The organism is Mesorhizobium sp. M8A.F.Ca.ET.057.01.1.1 (assembly GCF_003952565.1).
Classification (GTDB): Bacteria; Pseudomonadota; Alphaproteobacteria; order Rhizobiales; family Rhizobiaceae; genus Mesorhizobium.
The window spans coordinates 2,749,892-2,770,084 of sequence record NZ_CP034454.1 but is presented as its reverse complement, the minus strand read 5'-3'; the positions used below and the strand labels follow the sequence as shown (position 1 = coordinate 2,770,084).

At 63.6% G+C, this 20,193-nt stretch carries 18 protein-coding genes and 2 pseudogenes; 12 read left to right on the top strand and 8 right to left on the bottom strand.

The window, feature by feature from the left end:
- The first annotated feature begins 285 nt into the window (after nt 1-285).
- Nucleotides 286-717, top strand: coding sequence for a cupin domain-containing protein (locus EJ077_RS12855; RefSeq protein ID WP_208702455.1), 432 nt, complete (start codon nt 286-288; stop codon nt 715-717).
- A 76-nt stretch (nt 718-793) separates the two neighbouring features.
- Here EJ077_RS12855 and EJ077_RS12850 read toward each other — a convergent pair whose 3' ends face one another.
- A complete protein-coding gene (locus EJ077_RS12850; RefSeq protein ID WP_208702453.1) occupies nt 794-1,249 on the bottom strand; it encodes a carboxymuconolactone decarboxylase family protein in 456 nt (151 codons plus the stop codon).
- Between the two features lie 270 nt (nt 1,250-1,519).
- On the opposite strand from EJ077_RS12850, the gene EJ077_RS12845 reads away from it, so the two are divergent.
- The 3 genes from EJ077_RS12845 to EJ077_RS12835 all read left to right on the top strand — a co-directional run bounded on the left by EJ077_RS12845 (nt 1,520) and on the right by EJ077_RS12835 (nt 3,316).
- Nucleotides 1,520-2,278 carry a copper homeostasis protein CutC gene (locus tag EJ077_RS12845; RefSeq protein ID WP_208702451.1) on the top strand — a complete coding sequence of 253 codons (759 nt, stop codon included), beginning with the start codon at nt 1,520-1,522 and terminating at the stop codon, nt 2,276-2,278.
- Nucleotides 2,275-2,763 carry a GNAT family N-acetyltransferase gene (locus EJ077_RS12840; protein WP_208702449.1) on the top strand — a complete coding sequence of 163 codons (489 nt, stop codon included), beginning with the start codon at nt 2,275-2,277 and terminating at the stop codon, nt 2,761-2,763. Before EJ077_RS12845 ends, EJ077_RS12840 begins: the two co-directional genes overlap by 4 nt.
- A gap of 67 nt (nt 2,764-2,830) precedes the next feature.
- On the top strand, nt 2,831-3,316 hold the full coding sequence (locus EJ077_RS12835) for an SRPBCC family protein (protein ID WP_208702447.1): 486 nt from the start codon (nt 2,831-2,833) through the stop codon (nt 3,314-3,316).
- A gap of 92 nt (nt 3,317-3,408) precedes the next feature.
- On the opposite strand, the gene EJ077_RS12830 is transcribed toward EJ077_RS12835, so the two are convergent.
- The 4 genes from EJ077_RS12830 to EJ077_RS12815 form a co-directional block, all read right to left on the bottom strand.
- Complete coding sequence (locus EJ077_RS12830) at nt 3,409-4,431, bottom strand: acyltransferase family protein (protein WP_208702445.1); 1,023 nt, start codon at nt 4,429-4,431, stop codon at nt 3,409-3,411.
- A 265-nt stretch (nt 4,432-4,696) separates the two neighbouring features.
- Nucleotides 4,697-5,494: an FAD binding domain-containing protein gene (locus tag EJ077_RS12825; protein ID WP_208702443.1), complete on the bottom strand. Its 798-nt coding sequence runs from the start codon at nt 5,492-5,494 to the stop codon at nt 4,697-4,699.
- 109 nt (nt 5,495-5,603) lie between these two features.
- Nucleotides 5,604-7,949 carry a xanthine dehydrogenase family protein molybdopterin-binding subunit gene (locus tag EJ077_RS12820; protein WP_208702441.1) on the bottom strand — a complete coding sequence of 782 codons (2,346 nt, stop codon included), beginning with the start codon at nt 7,947-7,949 and terminating at the stop codon, nt 5,604-5,606.
- Nucleotides 7,950-8,058: 109 nt separating this feature from the next.
- Nucleotides 8,059-8,562: a (2Fe-2S)-binding protein gene (locus EJ077_RS12815; RefSeq protein WP_208702439.1), complete on the bottom strand. Its 504-nt coding sequence runs from the start codon at nt 8,560-8,562 to the stop codon at nt 8,059-8,061.
- 311 nt (nt 8,563-8,873) lie between these two features.
- Here EJ077_RS12815 and EJ077_RS12810 point away from each other — a divergent pair, with 311 nt between their 5' ends.
- Nucleotides 8,874-10,010: an FIST signal transduction protein gene (locus tag EJ077_RS12810; protein ID WP_208702437.1), complete on the top strand. Its 1,137-nt coding sequence runs from the start codon at nt 8,874-8,876 to the stop codon at nt 10,008-10,010.
- 14 nt (nt 10,011-10,024) lie between these two features.
- A complete protein-coding gene (locus tag EJ077_RS12805) occupies nt 10,025-11,365 on the top strand; it encodes a hybrid sensor histidine kinase/response regulator (protein WP_208702435.1) in 1,341 nt (446 codons plus the stop codon).
- A 23-nt stretch (nt 11,366-11,388) separates the two neighbouring features.
- Here EJ077_RS12805 and EJ077_RS12800 read toward each other — a convergent pair whose 3' ends face one another.
- Nucleotides 11,389-12,072, bottom strand: coding sequence for a response regulator (locus EJ077_RS12800; RefSeq protein WP_208702433.1), 684 nt, complete (start codon nt 12,070-12,072; stop codon nt 11,389-11,391).
- A gap of 220 nt (nt 12,073-12,292) precedes the next feature.
- Here EJ077_RS12800 and EJ077_RS12795 point away from each other — a divergent pair, with 220 nt between their 5' ends.
- The 4 genes and pseudogenes from EJ077_RS12795 (at nt 12,293) to EJ077_RS12780 (ending at nt 15,283) form a co-directional block, all read left to right on the top strand.
- Nucleotides 12,293-12,991, top strand: a complete 699-nt coding sequence (locus tag EJ077_RS12795) for a fumarylacetoacetate hydrolase family protein (protein ID WP_208702431.1) — start codon at nt 12,293-12,295, stop codon at nt 12,989-12,991.
- Nucleotides 12,992-13,001: 10 nt separating this feature from the next.
- The gene (gene maiA, locus EJ077_RS12790; protein WP_208702429.1) at nt 13,002-13,652 is read left to right on the top strand and encodes a maleylacetoacetate isomerase; all 651 of its coding nucleotides are present in this window, start codon (nt 13,002-13,004) and stop codon (nt 13,650-13,652) included.
- Between the two features lies 1 nt (nt 13,653).
- The gene (locus EJ077_RS12785) at nt 13,654-14,121 is read left to right on the top strand and encodes a DUF4262 domain-containing protein (RefSeq protein ID WP_245458723.1); all 468 of its coding nucleotides are present in this window, start codon (nt 13,654-13,656) and stop codon (nt 14,119-14,121) included.
- 122 nt (nt 14,122-14,243) lie between these two features.
- Nucleotides 14,244-15,283: pseudogene (locus EJ077_RS12780) on the top strand (zinc-dependent alcohol dehydrogenase family protein).
- Nucleotides 15,284-15,289: 6 nt separating this feature from the next.
- Here the strand turns inward: EJ077_RS12780 and EJ077_RS12775 are convergent.
- On the bottom strand, nt 15,290-16,180 hold the full coding sequence (locus EJ077_RS12775; RefSeq protein WP_208702425.1) for a DMT family transporter: 891 nt from the start codon (nt 16,178-16,180) through the stop codon (nt 15,290-15,292).
- Nucleotides 16,181-16,285: 105 nt separating this feature from the next.
- On the opposite strand from EJ077_RS12775, the pseudogene EJ077_RS12770 reads away from it, so the two are divergent.
- Nucleotides 16,286-17,688: pseudogene (locus EJ077_RS12770) on the top strand (PLP-dependent aminotransferase family protein).
- A 4-nt stretch (nt 17,689-17,692) separates the two neighbouring features.
- Here EJ077_RS12770 and EJ077_RS12765 read toward each other — a convergent pair.
- A complete protein-coding gene (locus EJ077_RS12765) occupies nt 17,693-18,583 on the bottom strand; it encodes a LysR family transcriptional regulator (protein WP_208702423.1) in 891 nt (296 codons plus the stop codon).
- Nucleotides 18,584-18,714: 131 nt separating this feature from the next.
- Between EJ077_RS12765 and EJ077_RS12760 the strand changes: the two genes are divergently transcribed.
- Nucleotides 18,715-20,172 (top strand): MFS transporter, encoded by a 1,458-nt coding sequence (locus tag EJ077_RS12760; protein WP_208702420.1) that lies wholly within the window; start codon nt 18,715-18,717, stop codon nt 20,170-20,172.
- Nucleotides 20,173-20,193: the final 21 nt, after the last annotated feature.

Below are 20,193 nucleotides of genomic sequence, written 5' to 3'. Positions count from 1 at the left end.
CGGTATGTCGAGCCGAAGCCTCGACGGAAAACGATCTGGGAATCATGGTTTTTTTGTTCAAGAGGTCACCCAAAAATTTTTTTGGGAGCCGCACCACGGCCATTCAAGATCGGGCATGCGTCAGACTTTTGTGGCGACAGCCTTCAGGGTTGGAAGCGGGTGAGGAATATCACTCGGCTGGTGGATCAACTGCCGTGCAAGTGCGCCAGTTTCGGCCTCTGGTCACGAGCGGCCTTGCACGCTGCCGCCGCCGCGCGATAGATGCGTCGGTCAAGGGAGGATATCATGCGGAAAATCCTGGTATCGGTTTTGCTGCTCACGGCAGCATCGTTCGCGACCGGCGCTCATGCACTGGACAGCAGCGGAACCCCGGTCGTCGTGACGCCGCTCGCATCACGCACCACCACCGCATCCGGGCAGCCGATCACGCTGCCGCGGAAGAGCGTGCAGGTGCTGGTCTCGACCTATGACATCGCGCCAGGCGTGACCTTGCCAGTCCATCGCCATCCCTTCCCACGCTACGCCTATGTCCAGGATGGAACGCTCAAGGTCACCAATGTCGAGACCGGCAACAGCAACACCTACAAGACCGGCGATTTCATCGTCGAAATGATCGGGCAGTGGCACCAGGCCACCAACATTGGCGACGGGCCGGTCAAGCTCCTGGTGATCGATCAGGTCGAGGAAGGCGCCAAGAATACGGAATTGCGCCAGTAACCCTAGGTTGCATAGGTGCCCCGAGGGCGGGAAGGCAATGCGCGCCCGCCCCTCGCCTCGCGGCAGCCCCAGGCGCTCAGCCCCAGGAGCCAACCGGCTGCCGGGTCGTTGCGTTCAGCCTGTTGAAGGCGTTGATCAGCGCGATCTGGATGACCAGCGCGGCAAGGCCCTTTTCATCATAATGCCGGGCCGCTTCGTCCCAGACATCGTCCGGCACCGCGTCCGGCCGGTCGGCCAGCCTGGTGCCGGCTTCCGCCAGCGCCAATGCCGCGCGCTCGGCGTCGGTGAAATACGGCGTCTCCCGCCATGCCGCCAGCGCAAAGATGCGCTCGTCCTTTTCTCCGGCCTTCTTCAGTTCGCGCGCATGCATGTCGACGCACAGGCTGCAGTTGTTGATCTGGCTGGCGCGCAGATGAATGAGCTTGCGCGTCACATAGGGTACGTCGGCCGCCTCGGTCGACTTGTCCAGCGCCAGCAGCGCCTGCACCGAACCGGGGATGAGCATCACCGGGTTCTTGATCCTTGCTTGCATGGTCGTTCTCCTTTGACGTGTTGGTAAGGGCGTGTTTCTTCCACCCGGGTGCTGCGCAACCTGGTTTCCAGTCGGGTTGAATTTCGGCTGCCGCCACAAGCCAGCGGCAAATCCATAACTATGCGGCTATAAGTCAATCAATAACCGCACGGTTATAAGATTGTCAAGCAGGGAAATCTCGCCTGGTCCAAATGGCGGCGTAGGTTCGCGCTTTCGCGTCAGCCGTCCTGGTGCTAGGGCTCTCCACAACATGATGAACGGGACCGCCCCTTGACCACGCAAACCCGCCCGCCGCTGATCGAAATCTGTGTCGAAGGCATCGATGGCCTGCTCGCCGCGCAGGCCGCGGGCGCCGACCGGGTCGAACTCTGCGCCAGCCTGGTCGAGGGCGGCATTACGCCCAGCCTCGGCACGGTGCGCGCCGCACTCGACCAGGCGACCGTGCCGTTTCACGTCATGGTCCGGCCGCGCGGCGGCGATTTTCTCTACAGCGAGACCGAATACCGCTCGATGCTTGCCGATGTCGCCGCACTCAGCGAACTCGGCGTGCCCGGCGTGGTGTTCGGCTGCCTGAACGCCGACGGCACCATCGACGAGAAGCGCATGGGCGAATTGACCGAGGCCGCCGGCGCCTTGAGCGTCACCTGCCATCGCGCCTTCGACATGACGCGCGATCCGGCCGAGGCGCTGGAAGCGCTGGTTCGCTGCAAGGTTGGCCGTGTGCTCACCAGCGGCCAGCGCGACACCGCGATCGAGGGCTTGCCATTGCTGGCGGATCTGGTGCGTCAGGCCGGCGCGCGCATCATCATCCTCGGCTGTGGCGGGCTCGATCTCGGCAACATCGCCGAGGTGCGCGCAAGAACCGGCCTGGCCGAAATGCACTTCGCCGCCCTCAAGGACGTGCCGAGCGCCATGCGCTACCGCAATCCCAAGGTCGGCATGGGCGGCTCCGATCTCGACCGCGAGTATCGCAACACACTGACCGATACACCGCTGGTGGCGGCGACGATCACGGCGGCCAAGGCATGACCTCTCCGATAGACCGCATAGCGCAGGACGACGAAACCGCCATTCTGGCGCTCAACAACGAGCACGCCGCCGAATTGTCGTGGCTCGAAGCCGAACGGCTGTCCTTCCTGCTCGGCGAGGCTTTTTATGCGCGCCGTATCGGCGACCTCGAAGCCTTCATCATGACCTTCGACCAGGATGCGAACTACGACAGCCCGAACTTCGTCTGGTTCCGCGAGCGCTACGAACACTTCATCTATGTCGACCGCGTCGTCGTGGCGGCGCATGCAAGAGGCCGCGGCCATGCTCGCCGGCTCTATCGGGACCTGTTCGACCATGCGCAGAGCGCCGGCCACACGCTGGTCACCTGCGAGGTCAACACCGACCCGCCCAACCCCGCTTCGGACGCCTTCCACGCCGCCCTCGGCTTCGCCGAAGTCGGCGAAGCGGTGATCCATGGCGGCAAGAAAGCGGTGCGTTATTATGTCAGGCAGCTCGTCGCCTGACTCTGCGGTGCTAGCCACATAAAGAAGCCATGTCTAACATAGGGTTCCGCCATCCGAAGGAACCGCGATGCCAAGCAACGTCTTCCGCTTCGACGAAAGCTGGCACATTCCCGAGTGCACGCCTCGGGAAGTGTGGGACGTACTGTCTGACGCCGAATTGCTACCTCTGTGGTGGGGCGACGTATACAAGGAAGTCGTGCCGCTCGGCGGCAAGGGCAAGGCGTCGGTCGGTTCGCGGGCAAGGGCGCGGGCGCGCGGTGCCCTGCCCTATGAACTGAACTTCATCATCGAGGCCGCAGAACTCGAACCCGGCCGGCTGGTCGTCGTCAAAACCTTTGGCGACTTCGACGGGCTGTGGCGTGCCGAACTGTCGCCGTCGGGTAGCGGGACCCATGTCCAGCTGACCTGGCAAGTCACGGTGCTCCGACCGATCCTCAAACTCCTTGCACCGCTGCTGCGGCCGGCCTTCGCCTGGAACCATCGCTGGACAACGCCGCGCGGCGAAGCCGGTCTGCGGCGGTATCTGGCCGAGAAGAGGAGGCGATCGGCTTAATCGCTAAAGCGAATTCGGCCTGGCCTCTCGAAGACTGGCGGACCCATCCGCGATCGCGACTGCCCGACCCTGACACTGTCGCGTTGCCACACTCACCAATTGCGGTTGAGCCATTCGCGCGCTGGCCGCTCGATGAGGTAGTAGCTGCAGAGCGCGCAGGCAAAGACCCCGACCAACATCGGCCATGGGTTGCTGCCCTGCTCGTAGACGAATTTGTAGAAGGGCTGCTGCCAAAGATAGAGCGAATACGACCACAGGCCCAGTGTCGTCATCGGCAAGGACGACAGCCATCCCGACAAGAACCGCGTGCTGAAATCCAGCGCGTTGACGGCAATCGCCAGCAATGGCACCGCGACCAAGTAGTGGATCGGTGTCGGCACCGCGTCCATGAACAGGAAAACCGCGCCGGCAGCCGCCGCAACGGCGACGTAGGGGCCCGTCAACAAGGACGGCAGCTTGCCGTCGGCCTTGAGAAGGCAGATCGCGGCTGACAGCAGGATCGATGCGATGTGCACGTCGGTGCGCCAGTATGTGGTTTCGTAGTCCATATGCAGGAACCAGTAGGAAAGCGCGCCATTGGCCATGGCCAGCGCAGCCAAGACCAGCAGCAGCGGGATGACACGGCTACGGCTGGCAACGATTGCGCTGATCGCCGCCAGGATGATGTAGGCATGCTCCTCGATGCAGAGCGACCAGATGTGGTCGAGTGCGCCGGCCCGGTTCAGGAGAATTCCGGCATAGTTGTAGGTGAATGTCAGCGCCGTCACGGCCGCTTTCCATTTGAAGGCGATGAACGTGGCAGAGAGCGCGATCATGGCGAGGACGACGAAGACCAGAAGTGCCGGATAGATGCGCGAGAAGCGGCGTTTGAAGAATTTCTTCAGTGGATAGCGTTCGATGAACAGGATTTCGGCCATCAGCCGGCCGCTGAGCACGAAGAAGAATTCGACGCCCAGCACGCCCAGATTGATGCCGGGAATGGGGAAAAAATGCCCGATCAGCACCAAGGCGATCGACAGGCCGCGCCAGCCATCGAGATAGGCAAGCCTTGTCCTGGCCGATCGGTCGGCGATCGCCCGGGACGGAACCAAATGGGTCGCGGAAATTTCGGACATGCCGATCCCTTCGCATTGGTATGCGAAAGGGCACGGCGGTATGGATTCCGAACCCGGCTCGCATTCCCGCCCCAACCCATACTGCAGTGCAATATGAATTTGTGCAAGTGCGAGATTGTCGCCAATGCGATTCCCGAGCAACCATGGACCGCAATTGCTTCAAGCAGAGGATGGGACGCGCGCCACCGGGAGTCTGGGCAGCTACAGACGTCAGGAAAGAAAAGGGGCCGCTACAGCCCCTTTTTTGTCCGCGATCGATCTTGCGTCAGGCGTTGGCTGCCGCCACCGCGCGCTTGGCCATGACCGCGATCAGATTGGCGCGGTAGTCTGATGAAGCGTGGATGTCGCTCATCAGGGTCTTGGCCGGCACTTTCACGCCATTGAGCGAAGCGGCATCGAAGCTCTTGGCGAGTGCCGCCTCGATCTCCTTCGAACGGAAAACGCCGTCGTCGCCGGCGCCGGTGACGGCAACACTGACGCCATCCTTGCCCTTGGCCACGAACACGCCGACGATCGCGTAGCGCGAGGCCGGGTTGCGGAATTTTTCGTAGGCTGCCTTTGCCGGTGCGGTGAAGGAGACCGCCGTGATGATCTCGCCATCCTTCAAGGCGGTTTCGAACAACCCCTTGAAGAACCTGTCGGCTGATATCTCGCGCTTGTTGGTGATGATGGTGGCGCCCAGCGCCAGCAGCGCCGCCGGATAATCCGCCGCCGGATCGTTGTTGGCGATCGAGCCGCCGATCGTGCCCTTGTGGCGAACCGCCGGGTCGCCGATCAGCGACGCCATATGGGCAAGAGCCGGGCAGGCCCTGCGCAGCTTCTCATCATTGGCGACGTCGAAATGCGTGGTGGCAGCGCCGATCGTGACCGTCTTGCCGGACACCTTGACGCCCTGCAACTCCTTGATGCGTGACAGGTCGACCAGATCGGAAGGGGCCGCCAGCCGCGTCTTCATGGCGGGGATCAACGTCATGCCGCCCGACAGCAGCTTGGCGTCCCCATTTTTCACGAGCTTGGCGGCTTCAGTGACCGAGGCGGCACGGTGATAGTTGACTGCGTACATGGGATCCTCCCCTAAGTGGTCAGGCAGTAGTGAGCAGTCAGTAGGGAGCAGAAAATGGCCGCCGGAGGTGACACGGTGCCCTATTCGCTACTCACCACTCCCTACTCACTCATTTCGCGGCGCGGATCGCGGCCCACACAGTCGACGGTGTGGCCGGCATGGCGATGTCGGGGATGCCGATGGCATCGGTGATGGCATTGATCACCGCCGGCGGCGAGCCGATGGCACCGGCCTCGCCGCAGCCCTTGATGCCGAGCGGGTTGCTCGGACACGGCGTGTTCGACGTCGAGACCTTGAACGACGGCAGGTCGCCGGCACGCGGCATGGTGTAATCCATGTAACTCGCCGTCAGCAGTTGGCCGCTGGCGTCGTAGTGAGCACCCTCCAGCAGCGCCTGCCCCACGCCCTGGGCGATGCCGCCATGCACCTGGCCTTCGACAATCATCGGATTGATGATGTTGCCGAAATCGTCCGCCGCCACGAACTGGACGATCTCGGTAGTTCCGGTATCCGGGTCGATCTCGACCTCGCAGATGTAGCAGCCCGCCGGGAAGGTGAAGTTCGCTGGGTCGTAGAACGCCGTTTCCTTCAGTCCTGGTTCCATGCCGGCCGGCAGATTATGCGCGGTATAGGCAGCCAAAGCCACCTGGAACCACGGCAGGCTCTTGTCGGTCCCGGCCACCTTGACCTCGCCATTCTCGATGACGATGTCGCCCTCGTCGGCTTCGAGCAGATGGGCCGCGATCTTCTTGGCCTTGGCCTCGACCTTGTCGAGCGCCTTGGCCACCGCCGACATGCCGACGGCGCCCGAGCGCGAGCCGTAAGTACCCATGCCCATCTGCACCTTGTCGGTATCGCCGTGGACGATCGACACCGAATCGATCGGCACGCCAAAGCGCTGGTTGACCAGTTGCGCGAATGTCGTCTCATGGCCCTGGCCATGACTGTGCGAGCCCGTCAGCACCTCGATCGTGCCGACGGCGTTAACCCGGACTTCTGCCGATTCCCACAGGCCGACGCCGGCGCCAAGCGAGCCGACCGCCGCCGACGGCGCGATGCCGCAGGCCTCGATATAGCAGCTCATGCCAATGCCGCGCAGCTTGCCCTTCCCAGCCGCATCCGCCTTGCGCCTGGCAAAGCCGGCATAATCGGCGGTCTTCATCGCCGCGTCGAGCGAGGTCGCATAGTCGCCGGCGTCATAGTTCATGATCACCGGTGTCTGGTGCGGAAACGTCGTGATGAAGTTCTTGCGCCGGAGGTCCGCGGGTGAGACCCCGAGTTCGCGTGCCGCGGCCTCCATGGTGCGTTCCAGCAGATAGGTGGCTTCCGGCCGCCCTGCCCCGCGATAGGCATCGACGGGAGCGGTGTTGGTGTAGACGGTGCGGACATTGGCGTGGATGGCCGGGATGTCATACTGGCCCGACAAGAGCGTGGCGTAGAGATAGGTCGGCACGCAGGACGAGAACAGCGACATGTAGGCGCCGAGATTGGCGATCGTGTCGACCTTCAGCCCAGTGATCCTGTTGTTCTTGTCGAAAGCCATCTCCACCGTCGAGACATGGTCGCGGCCATGGGCGTCGGTAAGGAAGCTCTCGGTACGATCGGCGACCCATTTGACCGGCACGCCGGTCTTCTTCGAGGCCCACAGGCAGACGATCTCTTCCGGGTAGATATAGATCTTGGAGCCGAAGCCGCCGCCGACGTCCGGCGCGATCACCCGCAGCTTGTTTTCGGGTGCGACATTGTAGAAGGCACTCATCACCAGCCGCGCGACATGCGGATTCTGCGATGTCGTCCAGCAGGTGTAATGATCCTCGGCTTTGTCGTAATGGCCAAGTGCGGCGCGCGGCTCCATGGCGTTCGGCACCAGCCGGTTGTTGACGATCTTCATGCGGGTGACGTGCGCCGCCGCCTTGATGGCGGCATCGGTCGCCTTGGCATCGCCGATCTCCCAGTCGAAGATCAGGTTGTTCTCGGCCTCGGCATGAACCTGGGGCGCGCCCTTTTCGAGCGCCTTGGTCGCATCGACGACCGCCGTCAGTTCCTTGTAGGTGATTTCGACCGCCTCGGCGGCATCGCGTGCCTGGCCCTTGGTCTCGGCCACGACGATGGCGACGGCATCGCCGACATAACGGACCTTGTCGACGGCCAGCGGCGACCATGCGCCCATCTTCATCGGCGAGCCGTCCTTGGAATGGATCATCCAGCCGCAGATGAGGTTGCCGATACCGTCGGCCTTGAGTTCCTTGCCGGTCAGGACGCCGATGACGCCCGGCATGCCATGAGCCGTTTTCACGTCGATCTTCTTGATCTGCGCATGGGCGTGCGGACTGCGCACGAAGGCCGCATGCTTCATGCCGGGAACCACCATGTCGTCGACATAGCGGCCGGCGCCGGTGATGAACCTTTTGTCTTCCTTGCGCGCGACCCGAGCGCCAACGCCTTCGATGCCCATGGAAATTCCTCCCGAATTTAGGGGATAGGCGGTAGAAGTTAGGCAGTAGTGGGAGGGCTCGTGGTCATATCGACGTTTGCCCTAGTCACTATTGCCTATTGCCTACTGCCTAAGCTGCCTGTTTCGCCTTGCCCTTTGCGGCGCCCTTCGACATCGTCTTCGATGCGGCGAGAATCGCCTTCACGATGTTGTGGTAGCCGGTGCAGCGGCAGATGTTGCCTTCGAGTTCCGCCCGCACCGTTGCCTCGTCGAGGCCTTCGGGATGGCGGTTGATCATGTCGGTTGCAGCCATGATCATGCCTGGAGTGCAAAAGCCGCATTGCAGACCGTGATATTCCTTGAAGGCCGCCTGGACGGGATGCAGGTCGGCGCCGTTGGCGAGACCTTCGATCGTGACCACGGTCGACCCGGACGCCTGGACCGCGAGCATCGTGCAGGACTTGACCGCCTTGCCGTCGACATGGACGACGCAGGCTCCGCACTGCGAGGTGTCGCAACCGACATGCGTGCCGGTCAGGCCGAGATTCTCCCGCAGGAAATGGACGAGCAGCGTTCGATCCTCGACCGCACCGCCAACCCGCTTGCCGTTCACCATCAACGAAACGTCCGACATAGCCCCTCCCTGGGTGTCAACCTTGGTCATCACGCTGCCGACGAGCCGTTGGCACTTCGGCCATGCGTTATTCGTACACCGCACAATGCACAAAAAACAGCACGACGGAAAAGGCGGATCATTGTACTTTCGGTCATGGCCAAGGCACCAAAGTGCATTCCTGTGGCCCCATTGCCAAAACGCCTCGTGGCGGCAACAATGCCCTCGACGCCCGCGCGCCAGAAGCACTCGAAAAGCCGCGCACAAGAAGGCGTCGGAGGAAATGCGGGAGAACGCCGCTGACAGGTTCACGGACGCGCTACGCATGCGGCTTGTCGGCGCTGACCACGGACGAGCCCAACCCGGATGATTTCGCACGCGCGGTAGCCGCCGAGGCCGCCGCCATCGATGCCGGCTTTGCCCTCGTGTTCTTTTCCCAGAGCCTTGTCGAGGCCAGCGCCCTGTCGCGGGCACTCTCGGTCCATGCGCCGGGGCTCCACCACGCCGGTTGTTCGACCGCCGGCGAGATCACGCCGCAGGGGCTCGAGGAAGGCCATATGCTGGCGATGCTGCTGCCCCAGGCGTCCTTCACGGCGGTCAGCACCATGGTCGAAAATTTGTCGACATCGGGCATGGACAGGATCACCGAAGAGGTCGAGGCCCTGCGGCGCACGCTGCGCGCCCGGCTCGGCGGCGAGCAGACCAGGAACACCTTCGCGCTCTGCTTCATCGACGGGCTGTCCTATGCCGAGGAAGCGGTGAGTTCGGCCATCCACTGGGGTCTTGACGACATACCGCTGCTCGGAGGCTCGGCCGGCGACGATTTGAAATTCGAGACGACGCGTCTGATCTCGAACGGCAGGGTCACTTCGGACAGCGCCATCATCGTGCTGGTCGCCACGGAAATTCCGTTCCACGTCTTCAAGACCGACAATTTCGTTCCTACCGACGAAAAGCTGGTGGTGACCGCGTCCGATCCGGATCACCGCATCGTGCGGGAGTTCAACGCCACCAATGCGGCGGAGGAATATGCCGCTTCGGTCGGCATCCTCCCGCAGACCCTGACACCGCTGAGCTTCGCCTCGCATCCCGTGGTGGTGAAGGTGGGCGGCGAATATTACTGCCGCTCGATCCAGAAGATGCACGCGGATGGCTCGCTCTCGTTCTTCTGCGCCATCGACGACGGTGTCGTGCTGTCGATCGCCCAGCCCAAGGACATGGTCGAATCGACACGAGCGGCATTGCGCGAGGTCGAGCAAAGGCTGGGCGGTATCGACATGATCCTTGGCTTCGACTGCGTGCTGCGCCGGCTGGACGCACGCAATCGGCAGGTCTTTCGTGATATTTCGGAACTCTACCGGGTCAACAATGTCGTCGGCTTCGGCACCTATGGCGAACAATACCGGTCGATGCACCTGAACCAGACTTTCACCGGCATCGCTTTCAGTGACCGGCAAGCGGCTGAATAGGGCGGCGCAACAAAATGCCGCTCAGGGACATCAACGATCTCGACAGGCTGAAGAAGATCAACGCCGCCCTGGTCAGCCGCGTCGAACGCTCGATGGACCAGCAAGGCAATGCCTTTTCGTTGTTCCAGACCGCCATCTCGCTGGAAAACCGGGTGCGTACGCGCACCGAGGAACTGCATTCGACCTTGCGCAGGCTGGAGCAGTCGAACATCGACCTCAGCGCCGCCAAGGAAAACGCCGAACTGGCGAACCTGTCCAAGACAAGGTTCCTCGCCGCCGCCAGCCACGACGTGCTGCAGCCGCTGAACGCCGCCCATCTCTCCGTCTCGGCGCTCGCCGAGGTGCAGACCAGCGAGGAGGGAAAAAAGCTGGTGCGACAGGTCGAGCGCTCGCTGGAGACGATGGAAGACCTGCTGCGCACCTTGCTCGACATTTCCAAGCTCGACGCGGGCGTGGTGCTGCCCGACATTGGCGACGTCAGCCTGGAGGCGTTGTTCTCGTCGCTGCGTTCGGATTTCCAGCCTGTGGCGGAGTTGAAGGGGCTGTCGCTGAAATTCCGGCCGGTCAATGCGGTTGTCCGCTCGGACAGGACGCTGTTGCGCCGTATCCTGCAGAACATTCTCTCCAACGCGCTGGGTTATACACGCTCGGGCGGCGTCCTTGTCGGCACCCGCCATCGCGGCGACACCATCCGCATCGATGTCGCCGACACGGGCTGCGGCATTCCCGAGGATCAGCGCGAGGCGGTGTTCGAGGAGTTCCATCGCGGAACCTTGCCGGCCAGTGCCGAGCTTGACGGCGGCGGTCTTGGGCTCGGGCTGGCCATCGTGCGCCGCATGGCCGGCGCGCTCGGTCACCCCGTGACGTTTTCATCCAGGGTCGGGCGCGGCACCATCTTCCACATCGATGTCCCTGTCGGCATCGGCGCGCCGGCGGATGCCATCGCCAGCGCCGCCAGCCTGGAGCGGCCGCGCGGCTACGGCCTGTTCGGCACCAAGGTGCTGCTGGTCGAAAACGATGCCGAGGTGCTGGAAGCCATGACCTTCCTGCTTGAGCGCTGGCAGTGCCTGGTACGCGCCGCGACCTCGACCGACGATGCGCTGGACATGCTTGGCGATACCGACTGGGTGCCCGACATCGTCATTGCCGACCAGCATCTCGACGGCGGCGATCTCGGCACCGCGACAATATCGGAGGTTCGCGACTATCTCGGCCGCGCCGTGCCGGCGTTGATCGTCACCGCCGACAGTTCAGAAGCCGTCGCCAAGGCCGCGCGCGCCGAAGGCATCGAACTGATGCGCAAACCGGTGAAGCCCGCGCAACTGCGCGCGCTGCTGGCGCATTTGCTGGCTTAGGAACCCGGCGGAGAGTTAATGGCTCAAAATCCGGCCTGATCCCTAAACAGTTCGGCATTGTCCAGCTTCGACACCTCGATCACCGCTTGCGTCCGGCTATAGACGTTGAGCTTGCGCAATATCTCCGAGACATGCGCCTTGACCGTGGTCTCGCCGACCTGCAGCTCGTAGGCGATCTGTTTGTTGAGCAGGCCCTGGCGCAGCATCTGCAGCACGCGCAATTGCTGCGGCGTCAGCTTGGAAAGTCGCTGGACCATATCGGCGCGGTCGGTGCTGTTGGCGTCTGACGGCTGGCCTTCGTAGGTTTCCGGCACATAGATCGCACCGTCCATCACCGAGCGGATGGCGGCGGCGAGATCACTCTTGCGCGCCGATTTCGGGATGAAGCCGGCGGCACCGTAGGACAAGGCCTCGGAAATGATCCTTGGCTCCTCATGGCCCGACACGATCACCACAGGCAGGCGCGGGTAGCGGGTCCTGAGCTGCAGGAGCCCGTCGAAGCCGTGCACGTCGGGCATGCTGAGGTCGAGAAGCGCAAGGTCGAAAGGCTTGGCGTCGGCCAGCAGATCCAGCGCCTCGGCAATCGACCGCGCCTCGACCGTATCGACCTCGGGATAAGCCATCTGCACGGCGCTGTGCAGCGCCTCGCGAAACAGCGGATGGTCGTCGATGATGAGGAACCGGGCACGATCGGTAGGGGCTGTCATAGGGCTCGTTCCGGTTTACCGGCCACACCATAGTCTCCTGACTGTGGCCGGATTATTGGCAAATAGTCTATCGCCTGTTGACGGGATTCATCGCTGCAAAAATGATGGGAAGCCTGAATTCCTTGTCCAGCCGCGGCAAAGCCCGTGCTTTATGAAAAGCGACGCCTTGCCCGACCCCCGAAATCGGCCGAATGTGCCGCCATCAAACGCAGAGATCGCCATGACCGCCTTTGTCCTTCCCGTGCCGCCAACGCCTTCCGTCGCCATTGCGGGCTCCAGCGAACGCTTTGCCGTGCGGCGAATCTTCTGCGTTGGCCGCAACTACGCGGCGCATGCGCGCGAATTCGGCAATGACGAGCGTGATCCGCCCTTCTTCTTCACCAAACCGGCCGACGCGGTGGTCGATTCCGGCACGGAAATCCCCTACCCGCCGCTGACGCAAAACCTCCACTTCGAGATCGAACTGGTGGTGGCGATCGGTACATCAGGCTTTCGCATATCCCGCGACAACGCGCTGGACCATGTCTGGGGTTATGGCGTCGGCATCGACCTCACCCGCCGCGATCTCCAGGATGTCGCCAAGAAGGCGGCGCGGCCCTGGGACTGGTCGAAGGCATTCGACCGTTCCGCCCCTTGCGGCCCGCTGGTCCCGGCAGAAAAAGCCGGGCATCCGGCGAAGGGGCGTATCTGGCTCGCCGTCGACGGCGCGGTGAAACAGGATGCCGACCTCGCCGAGCTGATCTGGCCGATATCGGACATCGTCTCGATCTGCAGCGAAGGCGTGGAATTGCAGGCGGGCGACCTTATCTTCACCGGCACGCCCGCCGGGGTCGGCGCGGTCAGGCCGGGCGAGACGATATCAGGCGGGGTCGACGGCGTCGGCACGATCGAAATGACCATCGGCCAGCCGCGATCATGAGTGAAAAGTCATGAGCAATATCGTCCTGCACAACTACTATCGCTCTTCCACCTCCTGTCGGGTGCGGATCGCGCTGGAGATGAAGGGGCTGAGCTATGACTATGTTCCGCATCACCTGCGCCACGGCGAGCATCTGGAAGCGGCCTATCTCGCGGTCAACCCTCAAGGGTTGGTCCCGGCGCTGATCTGCAACGACGGCACGCTGCTGACGCAGTCGCTGGCGATCATCGAATTCCTCGACGAGACCACGCCGGAACCACCGCTGCTGCCAAAAGACCCGCTAGGCCGGGCGCGGGTCAGGATGCTGGCGCAGATGATCGCCTGCGACATCCATCCGGTGAACAATCTGCGCGTGCTGACCTCGCTGCGCATCTTGTTCGGCGCCGGCGACCAGGATGTCGCCAACTGGTTCCGACATTGGGTCAATGAAGGTTTTGCGCCACTTGAGACATTGCTGACGGCTTCGCCCGAAGCCGGCACATTCTGTCACGGCGACACGCCGGGGCTGGCAGACATCTGCCTTGTCGCCCAGGTCACCAGCAACGCCCGTTTCGGCGTCGATATGACGCCCTACCCGACGATTTCGCGCATCAACGCCGCCTGCATGGCGCTACCCGCCTTCCAAAAAGCCGCGCCACAGAACCAGATCGATGCCGAGTAGAGTGGCCACCGATGCCGAGGAAGCCAAGGCGCTGGCCGACATCGAGGCGTATGGCTGCCATATCCTGTATGTGCTGGAAGAAAGCGACGATCCACCCTTCGCCTATTCGGTTGGCATAGAGCACAACTTCGACGCGCCAGAACTCGTCGTTATCGGCTTGAAGCCGGAAATCTCGCAGTCCATCATCAACGAGTACTGCAGACGCGTGCGAGAAGGAGAGCTATTCCAGCCGGGACAGCGAGCCTTGGGCTTCGTCAAAGACTTCGATTGTGAATTCGGCGCCGTTGATGCCGGACATTACCCCGAGTATTTCGGCTGGGACATCTGGTTCTACGATGGACACGACTTTCGCGTCATGCAGCTGATTTTCCCTAACCTCGACGGTGTCTGGCCATGGGAGCCCGAAGCCGACGACTGGTTCCGGGCGCGCCAGCCACTGCTCGGTACCGCACCGTCATCACGGATTTAGTCATAGCGGCTGCCCCGGTTCGGCCGCCCTGACGGTACTGACGGAATCGATTTCCGCTTGACCAGGCAAGGAATCGGCTATCGTTCCGGCAGTGCGGGCTGTGTGAAGGGTGGAGTTGCCAAATGAAAGCCGTCGTCTTCGAAAAATTCGGCGAAGCGCCGACGATCCAGACCGTGCCCGATCCGAAGCCGGCCCCCGATGGCGTCGTCATCAAGGTCGAGGCGACCGGCCTATGCCGCAGCGACTGGCATGGCTGGATGGGCCATGATGACGGCATCACCCTGCCGCACGTGCCCGGACATGAACTGGCCGGCGTTGTCGTCGCCGCCGGCAAGCGGGTGACCCGCTGGAAGGCCGGCGAGCGCGTCACCGTGCCGTTCGCCGTCGGCTGCGGCCGTTGCTTCGAGTGCAACTCCGGCAATCACCAGGTCTGCGAACACCAGACGCAACCTGGCTTCACCGGCTGGGGTTCGTTCGCCGAATATGTCGCCATCGAACATGCCGACACCAATCTGGTGCGTTTGCCCGACGAGATGGAATTCGCCACCGCCGCCAGCCTCGGCTGCCGCTTCGTCACCTCGTTCCGCGCCATCGTCGACCAGGGCCGGGTGACACCGGGCGAATGGGTGGCGGTGCATGGCTGCGGCGGCGTCGGCCTGTCGGCGATCATGATCGCCAGTTCGATGGGCGCCAATGTCATCGCCATCGACCTCACCGACGAGAAATTGGACTTCGCCAAAAAGATCGGCGCCGTGGCGACCATCAACGCGTCCACGACGCCGAACGTCGTCAAGGCCGTCAAGCAGATCACCAATGGCGGCGCCCACATGTCGATGGACGCGCTCGGCCACCCCACGACGTCCTTCAACTCGATCGCCAACCTGCGCCGGCGCGGACGTCACGTGCAGGTCGGCCTAATGCTGGGTGAGCACGCCCGCCCCAGGTGCCGATGGACAAGGTGATCGCCTTCGAGCTCGAAATCCTCGGTAGCCACGGCATGCAGGCCTATCGCTACCCCGCGATGATGGAGATGATCCGCCACGGCAAGCTGAAGCCCGAACTGCTGGTCGGCAAGAAGATCAGCCTCGACGAGGCGCCCGCGGCCTTGATGGCGATGGGCGGTTTCGAGGGCATCGGCATCGGCGTGGTGACGAAGTTCTAGGGGTCCCTATGCGGTGGCACGCCGCGGCAAATCTTGCTTGGCGAATTTCTTCGCGCCGAACACACATGTCACCACGGCGAGCGTGACGACGATCATCAGCGGACTAACCTGCTCGTGCAGCAGCGTCGCCGCCAATGCGAGGCCGAAAAACGGCTGCAGCAGCTGCAACTGCCCCACCGCCGCAATGCCGCCTTGCGCCAGGCCGCGATACCAAAAGACGAAGCCGATCAGCATGCTGAACAGCGAGACATAGCCAAGACCGATCCAGGCATTGGAGCCGACGCTGGCGAAGGAGGGCGGCAGGGTCGCAAACGTCAGCACCAGCATGACCGGCAGGGACAGCACCAGCGCCCAGCAGATCACTTGCCAGTCACCCAGCCTGCGCGACAGTGCGGCACCCTCGGCGTAGCCAAGGCCGCAGACGATGATGGCCGCAAGCATCAGCCCATCGCCGGCTGGCGAAGCCGTCACGCCTTGCGCAAGCGCGAAGCCCGCCACCAGCGCACTGCCGAGGCATGAGAACAGCCAGAAGGCCGGCCTTGGCCGTTCACCGCCGCGCAACACGCCGAAGATCGCGGTCGCCAGCGGCAGCAGGCCGACAAAGATGATGGAATGGGCCGAGGTGACATGCTTCAGCGCGAGCGCCGTCAGCAAGGGGAAGCCTACGACCACGCCAAGCGCAACGATGATGAGCGACAGCAAGTCATGACGCCCAGGGCGCTTCTCGCGAAACACAAGCAGTAGGGCGAGACCAAGCAGGCCAGCTATGACCGCGCGGGCCGATGTCAGGAATATCGGATCGAGATCCATCACCGCCACGCGCGTCGCCGGCAACGAACCGCTGAAAATCAGGACGCCGATAAATCCGTTCACCCAGCCGCTCGCCGTCTTGTCCATTTCAGGCTCCATTGCTTTCGCCCTCTATCGTGCGAAGCCCGTGGTGCGGCCAGAGACAATGGGGTACAATTCGATGAAACTGTAATGACGAATTGAGCAGTACGGATGACAGATCTTGCTTTGGAACCCGACGGCGCACGCACCCTTGTGGAGAGTGTCATGGCGACCATCCGTCAGCGGATCGCCGCGCGCAGCCTGACACCGGGAACCCGGTTGCCGTCTATCCGTGCCTTCGCGAAGTCCATGCAGGTATCTAAATCCACCGTCGTCGAAGCCTATGAGCGGCTCGCCGCCGAAGGCGCGATCCGCTCCCGGCCGGGTTCCGGTTTTTATGCCGCCGGCTCGCTGGCGCCGCTGTCTTTGGCCGAGATCGGCCCCCGGCTCGATCGTGCCGTCGATCCGCTCTGGGTTTCGCGCCAGTCGCTGGAGGCTGGCGAGGAGGTTCTGAAACCCGGCTGCGGCTGGCTGCCGGCTTCATGGATGCCACAGGCCGGGCTGCGCCGCGCATTGCGCACGGTCGCACGTGCCGACGATGTCGCGCTCGCCGACTACGGCACGCCGCTCGGGCTGCCGCCGCTGCGGCAATTGCTGGCGCGGCGCATGGCCGGGCACGGCATCGAAGCTTCGCCCGAACAGATCATGCTGACGGAATCGGGCACCCAGGCCATCGACCTGCTCTGCCGGTTTCTGATCGAGCCCGGCGACACCGTGCTGGTCGACGATCCCTGTTATTTCAATTTCCACGCTTTGCTGCGTGCCCATCGCGCCAAGGTCGTCAGCGTCCCCTACACGCAATCGGGGCCGGATATCGAGCTGTTCGCCCAGGCGCTCGCCGAACATCGGCCGCGCCTCTACATCACCAACTCCGCCATTCACAATCCGACCGGCGCGATCCTGTCGCCGGTGACTGCCCATCGTCTGCTCAAACTGGCCGACCCGTCGGGCCTGACCATCGTCGAGGACGACATCTTCGCCGATTTCGAACATGCCCCTGCCCCAGGCTGGCGGCGTTCGATGGCCTTAGCCGCGTTGTCCAGATCGGCAGTTTCTCCAAGACGCTGTCGGCCTCGGTCCGCTGCGGCTTCATCGCCGCGCCCCGCGACTGGATCGAGGGCCTGGCCGACCTCAAGATCGCCACGACTTTTGGCGGCGGACGGCTGGCGGCCGAACTTGTGCTGACGCTGCTGAAGGACGGCAGCTACCGCAAGCACATGGATTTGCTGCGCGCGCGCCTCTCGCGTGCCATGGGCGAGACCAGCGCCCGGCTGAAGGCGATCGGCATCACGCCGTGGATCGACCAGCCGGCCGGGCTGTTCCTGTGGTGCGGCCTGCCGGACGGGGTGGATGCGGCCGACGTCGCCCGCCGCGCGCTCGCCGACAACATCGTTCTGGCACCCGGCAATGCGTTCAGCCTGTCGCAGTCCGCCAGCCGCTTCCTGCGCTTCAACGTGGCCCAATGCGCGGACGAGCGGATTTTCAAGGTGCTCGAAACGGCGATGGCGCGCTGATCGGTCAGCGACCCGCACAGACCTCCCGCACGCAGTCCCGCAGCCAGCGCTGCGCCGGATCGGCATCGAGACGCGGATGCCAGAGCATGGAGATAGTGACGTCCACGGTAGCGACCGGCAGCGCAAAACTATGCATGCCGGCGCGCGCTCCTGCCGTATGCCGCTCGGGCACGCTGGCGATCAGATCCGAAGCCCTGGCCATGGCAAGTGCCGCCGAGAACCCAGAGACCATGCACACGACCCTCCGCTGCAAGCCAATCATGCCCAGGGCCTCGTCGATCGGCCCCTTCTCGCGGCCGCGTCGCGAGACGCTGATGTGCCGGCCGGCCGCATAGCGCTCGGGCGTCACCTTGCCCTCGGCCAGGGGATGGCCGGCTCGTACGGCACCGACAAAGCGGTCGCGAAACAGGGCCTGGATGCGCACTTCGGGTCCGGTCTCGCCGGCAACGCCGATTTCCAGGTCAATCGCCGCTTCACGCAGCGACATCGCATCCTTGTCGGACTTCGGTGCGAAACGCAGCCGCACGCCTGGCGCATCGGCCTCGATGCGGGCGACGAGGCGAGGCGCGAACTCCTCGACGAAGCTTTCGTTGGTGCGCAATGTGAAGATCCGGTCCAGGCTCCGGGAATCAAGCAACTCGGTCGGGCGCAGGAGCGCCTCCGCGTCCTGGACGACACGGCCGACCTGTCGCCGCAATTCCTCCGCACGCGGCGTCGCCACCAGGCCGCGCCCGGCGCGCACCAGCAGAGGATCGCCCGTTGCCTCGCGCAGCCGCGCCAGCGTCCGGCTCATCGCCGAGGGGCTGAGCCGCAGGCGGTGCGCCGCGCGCGCCACGCTGCCTTCGGCCAGCAGGACGTCGAGAGCAAACAGCAGATTGAGATCGGGCGATGTCATGGATCGATCATAGCATATGATACGGCGTTCAACGCACGAATATGATGCGAATGCTGCGCCTTCCGCCGCATCAGACACAAGACTAGATCTCCGAAAGCTCCAGTTCCGGAGCAGATAGAAAGGAGATCGCCTTGGCAGTCGCTGAGCAAAATCGGGAATTGATATCGGCGCCGCGACAGGCCCAGTCCGCTGGCTTGGCACTGGCGAGCCTGTCGCTCGCCACGCTGCTGTCCTCATTGGGAACCAGCATCGCCAGCGTCGGCCTGCCCTCGCTGATGCAGGCTTTCGATGCATCGTTCCAGGCCGTGCAATGGGTGGTTCTCGGCTATCTGCTCGCCATCACCACGCTGATCGTCGGCGCCGGACGGCTGGCCGACATGTTCGGGCGTCGGCCATTGCTGCTCGGCGGCATCGCGCTGTTCACGCTGGCATCGGTGGTCTGCGGACTGGCACCGACACTCTCGCTGCTGATCGCGGCGCGCGCCCTTCAGGGACTTGGCGCCGCGCTGATGATGGCGCTGACGCTGGCCTTCGTCGCGGAAACCGTAAGCAAGGAGCGAACCGGCAGCGCCATGGGCCTGCTCGGCGCCATGTCCGCGATCGGCACTACCCTCGGGCCTTCGCTTGGCGGCTTGTTGATCGCCGGCCTCGGCTGGCGGGCGATCTTTCTCGTCAATGTGCCGCTGGGTCTTCTGACCTTCGCCCTCGCCTGGCGTGGCTTGCCGGCGCGCGGCGAAACAATGGAGGCCGGTCGAGGCACATTTGACGTCACGGGCACCGCCCTGCTGGCCCTTACCTTGGGCGCTTATGCCCTGGCGTTGACGCTTGGCCGAGGCAATTTCGGCGTGCTCAATCTGGGCCTGCTGGTCGCGGCCGGTATCGGCGTCATCGTGTTCGCCATCGCTCAGGCAAAAGCGAAGGCGCCCCTCGTCCAACTCGCCCGGTTCCGCGACCCGCGGCTGAGCGCCGGCCTCGCCATGAGCCTGATCGTCGCCACGGTGATGATGGCAACCCTGGTGGTTGCTCCGTTCTACCTGTCGCGCGGGCTCGGATTGAATGCCGCGATGGTTGGAATGGCGCTTTCCACCGGGCCGCTTGTCTCGACCCTGTCGGCGCTGCTGGCCGGCCGGCTGACCGATCGCTTCGGTGCCCACCGGATGATGGTCGCCGGTCTGCTCTGCCTCGCCACGGGAACGTTGCTCCTGTCGCTCGCTCTGACCAAGCTCGGCGTTGCCAGCTACGTCGCTCCAATCACCGTCACCTGCTTCGGCTACGCGCTGTTCCAGACCGCCAACAACGCGGCCGTCATGGGCGGTGTCGGCGCCGGCGAACGCGGCGTCATATCAGGCCTGCTCAATTTGTCGCGCAATCTCGGCCTCGTTACCGGCGCGTCCCTGATGGGCGCGGTGTTTGCCATCGCTACGGGGCAAGGCGCTGCGGACACGACGATCCTGTCGCCGGCCGCGGCCGCGCAGGGAATGCAGACCACTTTCGAAGCGGCAAGCTGTATGGTGCTGGCTGCGCTGATCCTAGCAGTTCTTTCGGCCCATTTTGCCGGCCGGATACCTGGGGCGTCCGCATTAAAATAATCTTGATGCGAGCCCTTCGGG